18 protein-coding genes are annotated in these 15889 nt (G+C 61.0%); 7 read left to right on the top strand and 11 right to left on the bottom strand.

What is annotated here, in order from left to right; translation table 11 throughout:
- Window positions 1–3: 3 nt before the first annotated feature.
- The 4 genes from AC1DWA_RS07790 to rsmG form a co-directional block, all read right to left on the bottom strand.
- Window positions 4–687, bottom strand: a complete 684-nt coding sequence (locus AC1DWA_RS07790; RefSeq protein WP_019746201.1) for a hypothetical protein — start codon at window positions 685–687, stop codon at window positions 4–6.
- A 255-nt stretch (window positions 688–942) separates the two neighbouring features.
- Window positions 943–1983 carry a ParB/RepB/Spo0J family partition protein gene (locus AC1DWA_RS07785; protein ID WP_019746202.1) on the bottom strand — a complete coding sequence of 347 codons (1041 nt, stop codon included), beginning with the start codon at window positions 1981–1983 and terminating at the stop codon, window positions 943–945.
- 1 nt (window position 1984) lies between these two features.
- The gene (locus tag AC1DWA_RS07780) at window positions 1985–2989 is read right to left on the bottom strand and encodes a ParA family protein (protein ID WP_020971488.1); all 1005 of its coding nucleotides are present in this window, start codon (window positions 2987–2989) and stop codon (window positions 1985–1987) included.
- 81 nt (window positions 2990–3070) lie between these two features.
- Window positions 3071–3751 carry a 16S rRNA (guanine(527)-N(7))-methyltransferase RsmG gene (gene rsmG, locus AC1DWA_RS07775; RefSeq protein ID WP_019746204.1) on the bottom strand — a complete coding sequence of 227 codons (681 nt, stop codon included), beginning with the start codon at window positions 3749–3751 and terminating at the stop codon, window positions 3071–3073.
- Between the two features lie 497 nt (window positions 3752–4248).
- Between rsmG and AC1DWA_RS07770 the strand changes: the two genes are divergently transcribed.
- Both AC1DWA_RS07770 and AC1DWA_RS07765 read left to right on the top strand, forming a co-directional pair.
- Entirely contained in the window at window positions 4249–4389 is a 141-nt protein-coding gene (locus AC1DWA_RS07770) for a MerR family DNA-binding transcriptional regulator (RefSeq protein WP_198931675.1), read from the top strand.
- Between the two features lie 98 nt (window positions 4390–4487).
- A complete protein-coding gene (locus AC1DWA_RS07765; protein ID WP_172932914.1) occupies window positions 4488–4994 on the top strand; it encodes a hypothetical protein in 507 nt (168 codons plus the stop codon).
- 322 nt (window positions 4995–5316) lie between these two features.
- Here AC1DWA_RS07765 and AC1DWA_RS07760 read toward each other — a convergent pair whose 3' ends face one another.
- From AC1DWA_RS07760 to rpmH, 7 genes are all read right to left on the bottom strand, one after another.
- A complete protein-coding gene (locus AC1DWA_RS07760; RefSeq protein WP_220388533.1) occupies window positions 5317–5481 on the bottom strand; it encodes a hypothetical protein in 165 nt (54 codons plus the stop codon).
- 26 nt (window positions 5482–5507) lie between these two features.
- A complete protein-coding gene (locus tag AC1DWA_RS07755; protein WP_477916561.1) occupies window positions 5508–6248 on the bottom strand; it encodes a GNAT family N-acetyltransferase in 741 nt (246 codons plus the stop codon).
- A 178-nt stretch (window positions 6249–6426) separates the two neighbouring features.
- Complete coding sequence (locus AC1DWA_RS07750; RefSeq protein ID WP_003942504.1) at window positions 6427–6990, bottom strand: Jag family protein; 564 nt, start codon at window positions 6988–6990, stop codon at window positions 6427–6429.
- A gap of 20 nt (window positions 6991–7010) precedes the next feature.
- Window positions 7011–8117: a membrane protein insertase YidC gene (gene yidC, locus AC1DWA_RS07745; RefSeq protein ID WP_477916559.1), complete on the bottom strand. Its 1107-nt coding sequence runs from the start codon at window positions 8115–8117 to the stop codon at window positions 7011–7013.
- A 4-nt stretch (window positions 8118–8121) separates the two neighbouring features.
- Window positions 8122–8502, bottom strand: coding sequence for a membrane protein insertion efficiency factor YidD (gene yidD, locus AC1DWA_RS07740; protein ID WP_007729147.1), 381 nt, complete (start codon window positions 8500–8502; stop codon window positions 8122–8124).
- Window positions 8499–8879 carry a ribonuclease P protein component gene (rnpA, locus tag AC1DWA_RS07735; protein WP_019746209.1) on the bottom strand — a complete coding sequence of 127 codons (381 nt, stop codon included), beginning with the start codon at window positions 8877–8879 and terminating at the stop codon, window positions 8499–8501. The genes yidD and rnpA overlap by 4 nt, the downstream gene beginning before the upstream one ends.
- 26 nt (window positions 8880–8905) lie before the next feature.
- Entirely contained in the window at window positions 8906–9049 is a 144-nt protein-coding gene (rpmH, locus tag AC1DWA_RS07730) for a 50S ribosomal protein L34 (protein WP_003942540.1), read from the bottom strand.
- A gap of 780 nt (window positions 9050–9829) precedes the next feature.
- Here rpmH and dnaA point away from each other — a divergent pair.
- The 5 genes from dnaA to AC1DWA_RS07705 all read left to right on the top strand — a co-directional run bounded on the left by dnaA (window position 9830) and on the right by AC1DWA_RS07705 (window position 15882).
- Window positions 9830–11392 (top strand): chromosomal replication initiator protein DnaA, encoded by a 1563-nt coding sequence (gene dnaA, locus AC1DWA_RS07725; RefSeq protein ID WP_003942491.1) that lies wholly within the window; start codon window positions 9830–9832, stop codon window positions 11390–11392.
- Between the two features lie 584 nt (window positions 11393–11976).
- Window positions 11977–13161, top strand: coding sequence for a DNA polymerase III subunit beta (gene dnaN, locus AC1DWA_RS07720; RefSeq protein ID WP_007729165.1), 1185 nt, complete (start codon window positions 11977–11979; stop codon window positions 13159–13161).
- Window positions 13162–13205: 44 nt separating this feature from the next.
- Complete coding sequence (gnd, locus tag AC1DWA_RS07715; protein ID WP_019746211.1) at window positions 13206–14114, top strand: phosphogluconate dehydrogenase (NAD(+)-dependent, decarboxylating); 909 nt, start codon at window positions 13206–13208, stop codon at window positions 14112–14114.
- Window positions 14115–15344 carry a DNA replication/repair protein RecF gene (gene recF / locus AC1DWA_RS07710; RefSeq protein ID WP_477846525.1) on the top strand — a complete coding sequence of 410 codons (1230 nt, stop codon included), beginning with the start codon at window positions 14115–14117 and terminating at the stop codon, window positions 15342–15344.
- Window positions 15337–15882 (top strand): DUF721 family protein, encoded by a 546-nt coding sequence (locus tag AC1DWA_RS07705; protein ID WP_003942471.1) that lies wholly within the window; start codon window positions 15337–15339, stop codon window positions 15880–15882. Before recF ends, AC1DWA_RS07705 begins: the two co-directional genes overlap by 8 nt.
- Window positions 15883–15889 lie beyond the last annotated feature (7 nt).

Below are 15889 nucleotides of genomic sequence, written 5' to 3'. Positions count from 1 at the left end.
TGCTCACACTCTGGCGAGCTCGCTGATCTCCACCATTTCGAGAGCTGCGGCCTTCAGTAGACGGTCGAGGGCTTCTTCGACGTCGACTTTCCATTCGTGATCTCGATTGAGTTCGAGACGAAGCCGCGGATAGCGATGGTGCGGTGCCACGACCTCGAAACCGTAATCCTCGAGGAACTCGGCACTGATCATGCATTCTGCGGGTGAACATTCCAGAGCGGCCGTTGCGCTGGCCACGTCGGAAGCAGGTCCCAAGTCGTCGCTACGGATACCGAATGCCTCGAGCGCACGAACTCCGCGTCGAACCAGATCTGTCACGACAGCGGCCATCAGGCTTGGCCCTAGTTCTTCCTCTATGCCCGAGGGCTCGAGGCGAAGGCTTGTCAGAAGCACTGCGTCCGAGCTGACCGGGCTGGTCGGAAACAGTTGCGCGCGCGGGATCATGCGGGGAGGGGCGTACAACGCACTTCCAAGCGGCTTTCCGTCGCGGACGGCGACCTGTCCGCACGAACCCCACTCGAGCATGACCATCGACAGCCAGGCTTCCTTCTCGAATTCCTGATCGCAGAATCCTCGGGCGTCGTGAAGCGCGCCCGGGTCCATCTCCCAGAACACGCATCGACGCGCATGGGCGGAAAGCTGATCGAGGCTGTCGAGCGTGAGAGAGGTGATGACGTGAGTCGACACTGACTAACTCACTCTCCGTAGGTCCCCGAAGCGGTTTCGATGCTCGCCCGCCGCTTTTTTCTTCTCCAGGATAGGCCAGCTGTACCGAGTCGGCAGTGGCGCGAGAGTTGATCGCTCTAATGTATTGCTGTTCAACATCTTTCGTCCCGGTTCAAGATTTCGAGAAGCTCGGACCACCTATTTTCGTCACAGTGACGAAAATAGGTGGTGTGCCCGGTCATCGGCATTACGTCACCAAACGGGCATCCGAGTTCACTACGTCGATTTCTGCGCTTCCATCATTCCGACGATGCGTTGTAGGTCGTCGACCGAGCCAAATTCGACCACAATCTTTCCCTTCCGCTTGCCCAGACTGACAGTCACCCGGGTGTCGAACGAGTCCGACAACCGCTCGGCCACATCCTGCAGACCCGGCATCACGATGGGCTTGCGCTTCTGCGGGGGAGCGATCTCATTGTCCGCCCGGTTGGCAAGAGTGACGGCTTCCTCCGTCGCGCGAACCGACATTCCTTCGGCGACGATGCGTGCCGCCATGACTTCCTGAGCGTCGGCACCCGCCTCGAGGGACAGCAGTGCGCGAGCATGGCCGGCCGAAAGTACTCCAGCCGCAACGCGGCGCTGAACCGCCACCGGCAGCTTCAGCAGACGAATCATGTTGGTCACGACGGGACGCGAACGTCCGATCCGATTGGCCAATTCTTCGTGGGTTACTTCGAACTCCTCGAGCAACTGCTGATACGCCGCTGCCTCCTCGAGGGGGTTCAACTGCACTCGATGGATGTTCTCGAGGAGCGCGTCGCGCAACATCGAGTCGTCATCGGTTTCACGAATGATCGCCGGAATCTTCTCCAGCCCGGCTTCCTGGCTCGCGCGCCAGCGACGCTCACCCATGACAAGTTGGTACTTGTCACCGTGACGACGGACCACGATCGGCTGCATCAAGCCGAATTCGCGGATCGAGTGAACCAACTCCGCGAGTGCTTCCTCGTCGAAAACGCTGCGGGGCTGCTTCGGGTTCGTCTCGATCAGGCTCGGTTCGATCTCTAGATAGACCGCGCCGGTCGGCTCGAGTTCGGTCTCCGGCTCAGCTTCCACCGGAGCCTTCGCCGCCGTCGCCTTGGTGGCTTTCGGCGTTTTCGGAGCTGCCTTAGTCGGTGGGGGAGGGGAGGGGTTGCGCTTGTCTACGCCGATTACGACGTCCGCTGCAGCAGATCCCAGACCCGGTGCCGTGGCCGGCCCAGTGGGGATGAGAGCAGCCAAGCCGCGGCCCAATCCACCTTTGCGTGCTTGACTCATCTCACTGCTCCTGGGTCGTCGTGGTGGCAGAGCGGGCGGCAAGTTCGCGTCCGGCGTCGAGGTAACTCATGGCGCCACGTGAACCCGGGTCGTAATCGAGAACTGTCATCCCGTATCCGGGAGCCTCGGAAACCTTCACGCTGCGCGGAATCACAGCGCGCAGGACGGCCTCACCGAAGTGCTTGCGTACTTCTTCGGCGACCTGGTCGGCCAGCTTGGTGCGCCCGTCGTACATCGTCAGTAGGACGGTGGAGACATGCAGATCCGGGTTCAGATGAGCCTGGACGAGTTCGATGTTGCGGAGCAACTGACCGACCCCCTCGAGGGCGTAGTACTCGCACTGGATCGGGATCAGGACTTCCTTGGCAGCGACCATCGCGTTGACGGTCAGCAGCCCCAGCGAGGGCGGGCAGTCGATGAGGACGAAGTCGACGTCGAGCTCTGCGAGCACCTTGTCGTTGAGCGCGCCTTTGAGTCGATTCTCGCGGGCAACCATGGAGACCAATTCGATCTCGGCGCCCGCCAAATCGATCGTTGCCGGGATGCAGAGAAGGCGCTCACTGTGCGGGCTCGTCTGGATCGCCTCCGGGGCCTTCACTTCGCCTATGAGCAACTCGTAACTGGAGGGGGTGCCCGAGGTATGGACGACGCCCAGAGCCGTGCTGGCGTTGCCCTGAGGGTCCAAATCGACCACGAGGACAGTGAGCCCTTGAAGAGCGAGCGCCGACGCAAGGTTCACCGTGGTCGTCGTCTTCCCGACGCCGCCCTTCTGGTTCGCGATGGTGATCACGCGGCGGAACGCCGGCTTCGGCAGTGTCACCGAATGGGGGTGAAGCACCTGGCTCGCTCGATGCGCGGCCGCCCCGATGGGAGTCTCCTCCGAGGAGATCGCCGCGTAGGGGGCGGTGAAATTGTCGTCGTCGTCGTTGACGATCTGATCCGCACCCGCGCTCGTGTGCTGCTTCGGTGTTTCACGTGAAACGGCGGATTCAGATCGACCCGACATTGACTGCTCCTTCGATTGGGAATCGATCACTAGGTGCTCTCATCATCTGTACATTGCTCTCGATTGCATGCGTGTAAATCATCAACGCTGGCGACGCTTCGGGAGACGTTCGGCCTTCACCACCACGGTGGGGGTGCGGAGAATCTTGGCTCCACATTCGAGTATTTCCAACTTACCTGCGCCCAATTTAGTGAGCGCCGTTCGGTCCCGCTCGATCTCCTCGGCGGCGCTCGAACCCTTGAGTGCCAACATCCGGCCGTGCTCGTGAATGAGTGGGAGGGACCAACGTGCGAGCTTCTCGAGAGGCGCCACGGCCCGCGAAGTGACCACGTCCGCACCCCCCGCTTCCTTCACAACACCCGATTCCTCGGCTCGCCCTCGGACAACCAATACGTCCAATCCGTTGGACTCGATGAACTCCGCGAGGTACACAGAGCGTCGAAGCAACGGTTCGACGAGAGTCACCTTCAAGTCCGGGCGGGCGATCGCGAGAGGGATTCCGGGTAGGCCGGCACCGCTTCCTACGTCCACAACCGACTCACCTTCGGCGATCAGTTCACCGATCACTGCGCAATTGAGAAGGTGACGCTCCCACAGTCGGGGAACCTCACGGGGACCAATGAGCCCGCGCTCGACACCATCCGTTGCCAGGGATTGGTAGTACCGTTCCGCGATCTCATATCTGTCACCGAACACTGCGCGCGCAGTCTCTTGTTCGTCCCAGTCAACCGACGCCGCACCATTCTGTTCCACGTGAAACATCCTCCCGCGTAAACCGCGAAATCAACAATCAAGACCGAAATCATTATCCGCTCTGGAGCCGACATGTGTTCGCTTCTGCACACCGACTCGCTGTGAGTCTGCCGACTCGTTCATTCTTTGGGAAGTATTCCGCCCAAAATTCAAGTGGGAGAGGGGAGGGATTCACGTTCCACGTGAAACATTGCGCTGACAAATCTTCCAATTCTGATGCGTTTCACGTGAAACATAGCCGGAAGGTCACATGCAGATAGTAGGTCGATTTTCAATATCATCACAGTGACGAAACTGCCATGGGTAGTTACATGGATGGAATTCATGGCCAAAAAGGGGTAATTATCGACGAAAAGCGAGTTTCAGAAAAGGGCCGGCTTCGGACAGTTTCGGTGTCTCGCCGCCGATTGCCACGAGCTACCCAACCTTCGACTTGACTCTCCTGTTGCGGGAGACCGGAGACTTGGCACCAGAAACCGAAATCAATCCAAGGAGCTTGGCACCACATGATGCGCATCGGAGAGTTCGCCCTCGCCTCTGGACTCACAGTGAAAGCACTCCACCACTACGACGCCATCGATCTACTCAAACCCACACGGCACTCCGCAACATCGGCCTCGCGCTCGACACTGTCGCAGAAGCATTGAGCAACCCGCACTACATAAATTCCTTCATCGAACGGCACCGAGCACATGTCGCTGACGAACGCGCACGACAAGATGCTGACGCGGCGCAAGGGTCCGCGTTGATCGACTCACTTGAACTCGACTACACCGTGCGCCGTCGTTCCATGCCGGCTCAACACTGGGTTGGACTGCAACACGAAATCCGTAACCTCGAACTCGAGCAGGTTGAGTCGCCCCTGGCGACCCTGCGAATGGCCCTGACAGAAGCCGGCCACACGATCTCCGGCCCCTGGTGGACAACACTGCGCCAAACTGCAGAAGCTGAGGTCGTCGAAGTTCTGTTCTGCTGGCCGACTACCCAGATCCCCGCCGAGCCAGTTGGCATCTCCGGAACGATCGTCGAATCTGGCACACTCCCAGCGCGCGACGAACTGTTTGTGACACTCGAAACATCCGACGACGATTCCGATCTCGGCGATCTAGGCGCAGAAGCCGCACAGATCGCGATGATCGAGCAAGCAAACGATGACGGACTGGAGTTAGTTCACGGCAGCATCCGCCAGGTTGGAGTACTCGCTGACGACGGCACACCAGAAGCCATTGAACTCGTGATCGCCATCCAATAGGCGTCCACTACCAATCTGGGATGGAGATCGAGAGCTCGGGGCAACAACCATCGATCCTGTTTCACGTGAAACGAAGGGCTGACCACTCCGGCTGGGGGAGGGGAGGGGCTCACATGTAGTACGCCGTGTTGTCGATCGAATATCCGAACGTGCACAGTGCGCCGCCGACAGCCAATAAGGCAATGATGAAGCTGAGCATGACTGCTCTCCCGGATCCCCATGCCAGTGCAAGTGGAATGAATACGACGGCGACTACTCCCAGCGGCAACAGAAAGGCCCGCGCCGGCGCGATTCGGCGACGAACCTCCGGTTGACGCCCGGCTCAGCCCGCCGGGGCCTCGAACACCATCCTCACCTCGGTCACCTGGTAGTTCGCCCGCTTGAACGCGGCGGCCATGGGCGTGTTGGGTACGTCCGTGGTCGCGGTGATGCGATTGGCGCCATCGGCTGCGTGAACGCGGGTGATCTCGCAGAGGATGTCGTCCACGTAGCGGCACCCGCGCAGCTCGGGCACTACTCCGAGGTATCCGCGTTGCGATGGTAGGGCGTCGCGGACGGGATCGCGAAGCCGACCAGCGTCCCGTCCATGGTCTCCGCCAGCCGCCACCACGATCGTTCGCCAGGGCACGACCGGTAGAACTCGAGATCGTCCCGGGCCTGGCTGACAATGTCTGTGGCCGCAATGCCTCGTTGCGTGGCGACGTCCAGGCTACCGACAGCGACCCGCTGGAACACCGCGAGGAACTCATCATCCGAGGCGGGACGGAACATCAGACGCTCGGAGGGGGCGGGCACACCGGCCGCAGGCGTCCACTCGAAACGCAGCCGCTCGATCATCTCGGTCAGTCCGGCCGCCTGGGCCGCCTCGCGACGCCAGGACACGGCGTCTGCGACGGCGGGATCCGCGTCCTGCCCGGCGGTCGGCACGACCAGCACATACTCAGGTTTCGCGTGGAACTCGGTGTGCGCCCGCGACATGAGTTCGGCGGCAAGCGCAGCACGATCCGGCACGTCAGCCAGCACGTGCAGGAAATCAAGGGCGAGCGGACGCTCGCTGTCCTCACGCCCCCACCACAGGGCACGCGCGACGATCCTGGAGCCGTCAACGGCGAACCAACTCCATTCCGGACGAAGCCGTCCGGCCGCCACCTCTTCCCGGAGCGAGTCAGCGTCGACGAACCCGACCGGATCGTTCATCGCGAACCCCACGGGCTCTTCCAACTCGGCCCGCGTCGCGGGTCGTATCAGCACCATTGCTTCCCTTCACGACGCTTCATTGACGACAGGTTCCGAAATAGAGATAGGACATGTCGACAACGATAGGCACCGGACCTTCACCGTGCCGCCGGATTCGGTTTCACGTGAAACACCTCTCGGACACAAAAGCGGGCCCCCGAAAAACCCGGGCCCCGCGTTCGATCAGGGGGGAGTGTCAGTCCTTGAGGACAACGACTCGGCGAGACGGTTCAGCGCCTTCGCTCTCGCTGGAAACACCGGCAACCTTGGCGACGGCGTCGTGAACGATCTTGCGTTCGAACGGCGTCATCGGAGCAAGCTCTTCGCGTTCGCCGGTCTCGAGAACACGCTGTGCGGCTTCCGCACCGAGAGCACTGAGTGCCTCGCGCCGGCCCGCACGCCAGCCGGCGATGTCGAGCATCAAGCGACTGCGCTCGCCGGTCGACTGCTGAACAGCCAGACGAGTCAGCTCCTGGAGAGCATCCAGAACCTCACCCTTGCGTCCCACAAGCTTGGTCAGGTCGTCGCCGCCGTCGATGCTGACGATCGCCCGATCGCCCTCGACGTCAAGGTCGATGTCTCCGTCGAAATCGAGCACGTCGAGCAACTGCTCGAGGTAGTCGCCGGCGATCTCGCCCTCTTCGATCAAATCGTCATCGGAATCGTCGATGTCTACATCCACATCGGTAACCGGCGCAGTGGTCTCGGTGCTCACGTCTGCGTTCTCTCCATCCACAACGATGTCAGCTTCACTGGACATTGGTCGTTCTCTTTCCTGGATCAGCGCCGTTTATTGCGCTTGGGGGAGTTGCCGCGGTTGCTCTGTGGCCGGTTCTGTTTCGGTTTCGACGTAGAACCACCACTGGAACCCGAGGGCTTCGGCTGAGGCTTCTTGAGCGAAACTTCCGGGGCGTCACCGTCGTCGTCGGCTGAATCCGCGGTCTTCAGCGCAGCCGGGGATCCCTTCTTCTTACCGGGATCGGGACGGGCACCGGGCTTAGGCGCATTGTCGTTGCGGCGAGTGATCGCTTCCTGCTTCTTCGCTTCTTCTTCGGCATCGATCTTGCGGAAGACGAGGTGCTGCTGACCGTAGGTCCAGATGTTGTTCGACACCCAGTACAGGAGGATCGCGATCGGAAGGAACGGTCCACCGACCAGAACGCCGAGCGGGAAGACGTACAGCGCGAGCTTGTTCATGATCGCGGACTGCGGGTTCGCGGCAGCTGCTTCGCTCTGACGGGCAACCGAAGCGCGTGAGTTGAAGTGGGTCGCGATGCTGGCGATGATCATCAACGGAGCGGCCACGAGAATGATGTTCAGGCGTGACGGAAGCTCGGGAACGTTCTCGGTGACATAAGCCTGAAGCTGCGCAACCGGCGTCGTGATCGCGGCCGAGATGGGCGCGCCGAACAGACGAGCATCCAGGAACGACTGGACGTCAGTGGCCGAGAAGACGTAGTTCGGGGTGTTGAGGTTGTCCTCGGCGCTCATGCCCAGCTGGCCCATGCCGGTGCCGGTGCGGTTGAACGAGCGCAGGACGTGGAACAGACCGATGAACACCGGAGCCTGAGCCAAGACCGGGAGACAGCCCATGATCGGGTTGAATCCGTGCTCCTTCTGGAGCTTCTGCATCTCGACGGCCTGACGCTGACGGTCGCCCGAATACTTCTTCTGCAATGCCTTGATCTGCGGCTGCAGTTCCTGCATCTGGCGGGTCGTGCGGACCTGCTTCACGAACGGCTTGTACAGAACCGCACRCAAGGTGAACACCAGGAACACCACGGAGAGCGCCCAGGCTATTCCGTTGTCCGGGCCGAGAATGAACCCGAAGACCTTGTGCCAGACCCACAGAATTGCGGATACCGGATAGTAAATGAAATTGAGCACGGCTCTAAGTACTCCTCTGTTCGTCCGTCGGACTGTGACACGCTGCGCGTGCTTCCGGACAGCTATGGCGGCTACCCGCATCACGGTCACGACGGGCAGGGACAGGGTCCCACCCTCCAGAATGCCAGGGGGCACACTTCGCCAACCGCACCACAGTCAAGAAAAGGCCTTTGATCGCCCCGTGAGTGCGCAGCGCTTCGACCGCGTATTCACTGCAGGTGGGGGTGAACCGGCAGGTCGGCATCCTCAAGGGCGACACATACGTCCGGTACAACTCGATACAGAAGATGAGAACAGTGGCGGGAGCGCGACGCACAGCCTTCAACACCGTGATGACACGGGAGGCTCTGGGAGTCTCGATCTGCTCAGAGAGCGGAGTACTCATGGCTCTTCACTTACCGACACCAATAGGTTCATTTTGGTCAGGCCCCCACGCAACTGCTTGGCCAGTTCGGCTGAACTGGCGGTAGCTGCGCCCGGAAGTGCGCGGATAACCACGTCCGTCTCCGGCGAAACCTGCCCGACGAAATCTGCACAGATATGACGAAGCCGGCGTGCGACTCGATGTCGAATCACCGCCGGCCCGACAGCCTTGCTCACGATCAGCCCGAAACGGGGACCGTGATTTGTTACTACCAGCGCCTCTACTTGCTCGCGATCGAACGCGTGCACGACAAGGTCGCGTCTTCCCATACGACGCCCGCGTCGCACCGCCACGGAGAAATCCGCGTGGCGACGCAACCGAGACGGCTCAGGCAACACCCCGAGCTCCTGAACTCGAAATCAGATCAGGCGGTGAGGGAATCGCGGCCCTTACGGCGACGCGCCGAAACGATTGCACGACCCGCACGGGTACGCATACGAAGACGGAAGCCGTGAACACGCGCGCGGCGGCGATTATTCGGCTGGAACGTCCGCTTGCCCTTGGCCACGGTCAACACTCCTCGAAGTTCATTGACGCCTCCCGGCGTCATTCAGTGATCGACGCCTTACGGCGCCTTTGGATCCAACAGGTACAGAACAATCAACTTCACTCGTTGTGGCTTGGAAGACCGATCCGACCTGACATATGTAGCCAGCACGAAGCGATCACCACCAGCGGGTGACCGTTCGAGGTTACTTACCACCGTTGCCAAGGTCAAACCAGCCCGATTCGGAGCCCTCTCGCGGCAACCGCGACGACACGCCGATACTTCCATCATTCCGCAGATTCCATTCGCGGTGTGCATACGGCCGTGACCTCGAGCGAGGCGGCAAGTGTGACCTTGGCAACAGTTCCGCTACGGACTGCAGGTGACCTGAAGGCAACCCGGACAGTTCCACCGGCGCATGCTCCCGACAAGGCCTCATCAGCACATACGGGCACGAGCGCCGGACGCGACCCCGAATCCCGAGTTTCCACATTCATCCACAGGGCTGTGAGTGTTGACGCATCCCCGACACCAAGTGGCGAACGCCTCGAGTTCCGACAAAGTTGCAGGTAGATCAATTTCTCGATCACTTTGACGAATTTGGTTGACGAAAAAACCGACTCAGTGCAGGTTTGTCCACATCTGTGGATAATTGTGTGGAAACACAGCCCAGGTGGCATATTCGTAGCCTGTTACGGGGTTCTCACCCCGGGTGGTAATCCACCGAATCATTCGACGCCGCAGCCATACGCTCGGCAGCTGCAGCACACCCACTGTCGGCGAAACACGGGAAGGAACCACGTGAACGACGATCCCAACGCGCTCGCACGGGTCTGGGTCGACGTGGTTGCAGAACTCACGAGTGATGACCCCGGAAGTAATCTTCCGGCTTTGAGCAGCAAGCAGAAGGCATTTGTCCGTCTGGTGAGGCCTCTCACACTTGCTCAGGGTTTTGCACTCCTCTCGGTTCCATCGCCATTTGCTCAAGAGACGATCGAGCGCGATCTACGCGAGCCGATCCTGCAGGCACTCGGACGCCACCTCGGCGGCCAGGTCGAGGGACTCGGTGTCCGCATCGCACTCGAAGACGATGCCGACGCACCCGCCGAACCGGTCGAGGAGCGCACGGGCAGCCGTCAGTTCGAGTCGGTCAACTCATCGGGCGCATACCGTCGGCGCAGATTCACCGAAGGCGACGGAGAACCTTCGGACTCCGAGACTGCCGAGACCGAAGAAGTCGACGACGACCGCGAAGCACTCGCGAGCGTTCACGAATCGTGGCCGTCGTACTTCACGAAGCCGCCCGCTACTCCTTCTGCTTCTGGGTCCGGCGCGAACAGTCTCAACGCGAAGTACACCTTCGACACTTTTGTGATCGGATCGTCCAACCGATTCGCTCATGCCGCTGCCGTCGCGATCGCGGAGGCGCCGGCGCGTGCGTACAACCCCTTGTTCATCTGGGGAGCTTCGGGCCTGGGCAAGACGCACCTTCTTCACGCCGCCGGCCACTACGCACAGCGACTGTTCCCCGGCATGCGGGTCAAGTACGTCTCGACCGAAGAATTCACCAACGACTTCATCAACAGTCTTCGTGACGACCGCAAGGTCGCGTTCAAGCGTCGATACCGGGAAACGGACGTCCTGCTGGTCGACGACATCCAGTTCATCGAAGGCAAGGAAGGTATCCAGGAGGAGTTCTTCCATACCTTCAACACCTTGCACAACGCGAACAAGCAGATCGTCGTCTCCTCGGATCGTCCGCCCAAGCAGTTGGCAACCCTTGAGGAGCGTCTGCGGACGCGCTTCGAATGGGGCCTGATCACCGACGTTCAGCCGCCTGAGCTCGAGACGCGTATCGCGATTCTGAGCAAGAAGGCGAGGATGGATCGCCTCGAGGTCCCGCACGACGTCCTCGAGTTGATCGCCAGCCGTATCGAGCGCAACATTCGTGAACTCGAGGGCGCGTTGATCCGCGTCACCGCTTTTGCCTCGCTCAACCGCCAGCCGTTGGATCTGACGTTGGCCGAGGTGGTCCTGCGCGATCTGATGCCCGATTCGTCGAGCCTCGAGATCAACGCGGCGACGATCATGGCGGTGACGGCCGAATACTTCAACATGTCGATCGACGACCTGTGTGGGCCGGGTAAGGCCCGGCCGCTCGCTCAGGCCCGCCAGATCTCGATGTATTTGTGCCGTGAGCTCACTGATTTGTCATTGCCGAAGATCGGTCAGACGTTCGGCCGTGACCACACGACGGTCATGTACGCCGACAAGAAGATCCGTAAGGAAATGACGGAACGCCGCAAGGTGTACGACCAGGTTCAGGAGTTGACCGCAAGGATCAAGCAGCGCTCCAAGCGCTGACCTGCACTTATTTCGATCGATGCCGCTCGAGGCAGAGGTTCCCTCGAGCGGCATCGGTGTATTCGAAGGGTTACACGTGCGGTCCCCTCGAGGGCGGTTGTCCACCTCGAGGGACGACACGCCGGAGTCGGACACGCCGATGAGAACAAACTCTTCGTTTCTTGTGAAAAGTATTCACATCTGTGGATAACTGTGTTGATAACTCCGAAAGTCTGTGGAGTTCTCGAGGAGGAATCCGAAAACTTTCAGAGAGTGCACAGAGGGGGTCGATTGGTCCTCGAGTCTGTCCTCGAGAAGTGCACAGGCCCTCGAGGGGACCTACCAGCGTCGACAACCGTTGCTCCACAGATTGCACAGGACTTATTACTACTACTGAGAATTTCCTAGGAAAAGCTCTTTGAAAATAGTTCTGGGGACAACTCCTGTTGAGAACCTCGCCTCAGGCTGCGCTCGTCCCGGCTTCGGCTTTCCACTTGCGCCCTCGAGGGCATACGGTGGGCATCGCTTGGTCTGTGTCAGACTTCAAGTGAGCTGATGCAGATCCGCAGCAGACGAACATGCCTACCGAGAGGAATAACCCGGCGATGGAGCTTGGAAGCCTGAAGTTTCGCGTTTCCCGGGAAGAGTTCGCTGATTCAGTAGCGTGGGTTGCTCGTAGCCTGCCCTCGAGGCCGCCTGTGCCGGTTCTCGGCGGAGTTCTTCTCGACGCAACCGAAGCCGGCCTCACCGTTTCCGGGTTCGACTACGAGGTATCTGCGCAGGTCCGCGTCTCGGCAGATGTCACGACTGCAGGTCAGGCACTCGTCTCCGGACGCCTCCTTGCCGATATCACCAAGTCGCTTCCCAACAAGCCGGTCGATGTGACCCTCGAGGGCACTCGCGTGCTCATCTCCTGTGGAAGCGCCAAGTTCTCCCTGCCCACGATGCCGGTCGAGGACTACCCCCAGCTTCCGACGCTTCCGCAGCAGTCCGGGTCCATTCCCGTCGACCTGTTCTCCGAAGCCATCAGCCAGGTAGCCGTAGCAGCCGGCAAGGACGACACCCTTCCGATGCTCACGGGTATCCGTGTCGAGATCGAACAGAATTCGATCGTCCTCGCCGCTACCGACCGCTTCCGTCTCGCCGTTCGTGAACTCGAGTGGACTCCGGCAAACCCCGACGTCCAGGCTGCTGTTCTCATCCCTGCCAAGACTCTGTCTGAGTCCGCGAAAACGCTTGCCGGCAATGCAAATTCGCCGGTCGAGTTGGCTCTCGGTTCCGGTACGACCATCGGAAACGACGGACTCCTCGGCATCGTCAACGACGGACGCCGCACCACGACGCGCCTCCTCGACGCCGAGTTCCCGAAGTTCCGTCAGTTGCTGCCTGCTCAGCACACCGCGATGGCAACGGTCGAGGTCACGCCTCTCATCGAGGCCATCAAGCGTGTAGCACTCGTCGCCGAGCGCGGCGCACAGGTTCGCATGCAGTTCTCCGCTGACGGCCTGCTCCTCTCTGCGGGTGGCGACGACGCCGGCCGCGCAGAAGAGACACTCAACGCGTCGTTCCAGGGCGAAGCACTCACCATTGCGTTCAACCCCGGTTACCTGATCGACGGGTTGAACTCGCTTCACAGCGAAAATGTTCTGTTCGGCTTCACCACTCCCAGCCGTCCGGCTGTTCTTCGCCCCGCGGCCGAGGAAGAGCCCACGGCAGACGAGTCCGGTAACTTCGCTGCGCCCTCGAGCGAGTACACGTACCTGCTGATGCCGGTTCGCCTCCCGGGCTGAGTGGTACCCCGCACTTCAGTTCGCGCCTGACCAGGGAGAACAGTATGAAGATCGGACTCGTAGGTCTCGGCAAGATGGGTTTCAACATGCGTGAGCGCTTACGCGCGCATGGCCTCGAGGTGATCGGATACGACCCTCGACCGGAAGTCACCGATGTCGGGTCACTTGCCGAACTCGCTGCTTCCCTCGAGGGACCTCGAGTCGTCTGGGTGATGGTTCCGGCCGGTGAAATCACCCAGAGCACCATTGCCGAGCTGGCGGATGCCCTCGAGGGTGGCGATCTGGTCATCGACGGTGGGAACTCGCGTTACACCGACGATGCTGTCCATGCCGAGCTTCTGGGCGCCCGTGGGATCGGTTTCCTCGACTGCGGTGTCTCCGGTGGCATCTGGGGCCGTGAGAACGGATACGGCCTGATGGTGGGCGGATCCGAGCCCGACGTGGCGAAGGCAATGCCGATCTTCGACGCCCTTCGCCCCGACGGCGACGCTGCAGACGGTTTTGTCCACGCCGGCCCCGTCGGTGCTGGTCATTACGCGAAGATGGTGCACAACGGCATCGAATACGGCCTGATGCAGGCGTATGCCGAGGGGTACGAGCTCCTCGAGGCGGAAAGCCTGATCGCGGACGTTCCCGGTGTGCTTCGAGCCTGGTCGAAGGGGACCGTCGTACGTTCGTGGTTGCTCGATCTGCTTGTCGACGCCCTCGAGGAGGATCCGGAGCTTGCGCAGATCACGGGCTATACCGAGGATTCCGGTGAGGGCCGCTGGACGGTAGAGGAAGCTATCAAGCACGCTGTCCCTGCTCCCGTCATCTCCGCTGCTCTGTTCGCGAGATTTGCTTCACGACAGGATGATTCACCGGCCATGAAGGCGGTGTCGGCCTTGCGTAATCAGTTCGGTGGTCACGCGGTCAAGAGCGCTTCGCCCAAGAATTCGGCTTCTGGAAGCTAAGTGTTCGTTCGTAGATTTTCGCTGCGGGACTTCCGATCCTGGGATTCGCTGACGCTGGACCTCACGCCGGGAACAACTGTCTTCCTCGGTTCGAACGGGCACGGTAAAACCAACGTCCTCGAGTCACTGGGGTATCTGTCCACGCTGTCCTCTCATCGAGTGTCCACGGATGCACCGATGATCCGCAGCGGTTCCGCCAGTGCTTTTGCGGGTGCAACTGTGGTCAACAATGGGCGCGAACTGACCATCGACGTCGAACTGATCGAGGGAAAGTCCAACCGCGCCAGGATAAATCAGTCGCCGACGCGTCGTCCGCGGGAAGTACTGGGAATTCTGCAGTCGGTGATGTTCGCGCCGGAAGACCTGTCGTTGGTTCGCGGAGATCCTGGCGATCGTCGGCGCTATCTCGACGAGTTGTTGACGTCCCGGATACCCCGAATGGCTGCTGTCCGTGCGGATTACGACAAAGTGCTGCGTCAGCGCTCAGCCCTACTCAAAACTGCGGGTGCGGCTTTGCGTCGCGGTTCTCGTGGTGGCGAGTCCGAGAACGTCCTCTCCACCCTCGAGGTGTGGGACGGGCATCTGGCCGCTCACGGCGCACAATTGTTGGCCGGGCGCCTCGAGTTGGTCCATGATCTGGCGCCCCACCTGGCGGAGTCGTATCGTTCCATCGCACCCGAATCCCGGCCGGCGTCGATTCGATACAAGAGCAGCCTGGGTTCCTCGTTGGATCCCGAATTCACCGATCCTGCAAGGATTTCCGGAATCGACGACGTTGCATACCTCGAGGAGAGATTTCATCTCGAGTTGGCACAGATGAGGTCGAAGGAAATCGATCGCGGAGTGTGTCTGGTCGGTCCGCATCGGGACGACCTGGAGCTGGTTCTCGGCGACAGTCCGGCGAAAGGCTTTGCCAGTCATGGTGAATCGTGGTCGTTCGCGCTTTCGCTGAGACTGGCAGGTTTTGCCCTGTTGCGCGCGGACGGCAGCGACCCGGTCCTGATGCTCGACGACGTATTCGCGGAATTGGACCGTCGTAGGCGTCGTGCGCTCGCCACCGTTGCGGCTACCGCAGAACAGGTGCTGATCACGGCCGCCGTTCCCGAGGACGTACCGGACGAACTCGAGGCGGCCAAGTTCGGCGTCGAAGCCTCGGATACCGGAGACGGTCGGATATCCCGGATTGTGCCCGTAGGCTCGACGGATCAGGAGGTCGAGTTCGATGACTGAAGACAGCAGCGCGGCCCCGGAGCCCGAGCTCAAGGGGATCGATCTGGCGCGCCGTGCCCTCGAGGAGGCACGCGCGACAGCCAAAGCCAACGGCAAGGCCGTCGGGCAGGGGCGCTCGTCGCCCAAATACGGAAGTGGCCGCCCGCGTCGACGCAGCGGTTGGTCCGGCCCCGGCCCGGATGCGCGGGACCCTCAGCCGTTCGGTGCTCTCACCAGCGCTATCTCCAAGTCGCGTGGGTGGTCCCCCAAGGTGTCCGAGGGCACGGTCCTCGGTCGGTGGCCGCAGGTCGTCGGAGAAGACATCTCCGCGCACGCCGAGCCGATCTCTCTGAAAGAAGGTGTTCTCAGCATCTCCGCCGAGTCGACGGCTTGGGCTACCCAGTTGCGCATGATGCAGTCCCAGATTCTGGCCAAGATCGCTGCTGCCGTCGGTGACGGCGTCGTGAAGACACTGCGCATCACCGGTCCGAGTGCGCCTAGCTGGCGCAAGGGTGAAAGGCATGTGAAAGGCCGCGGACCTCGCGATACGTACGGCTGAGGAAAAC

Source organism: Rhodococcus sp. P4_F3_2, from assembly GCF_056401335.1.
The sequence above is the reverse complement of the archived record's forward strand: the minus strand, read 5'-3'. Positions and strand labels throughout refer to the sequence as shown.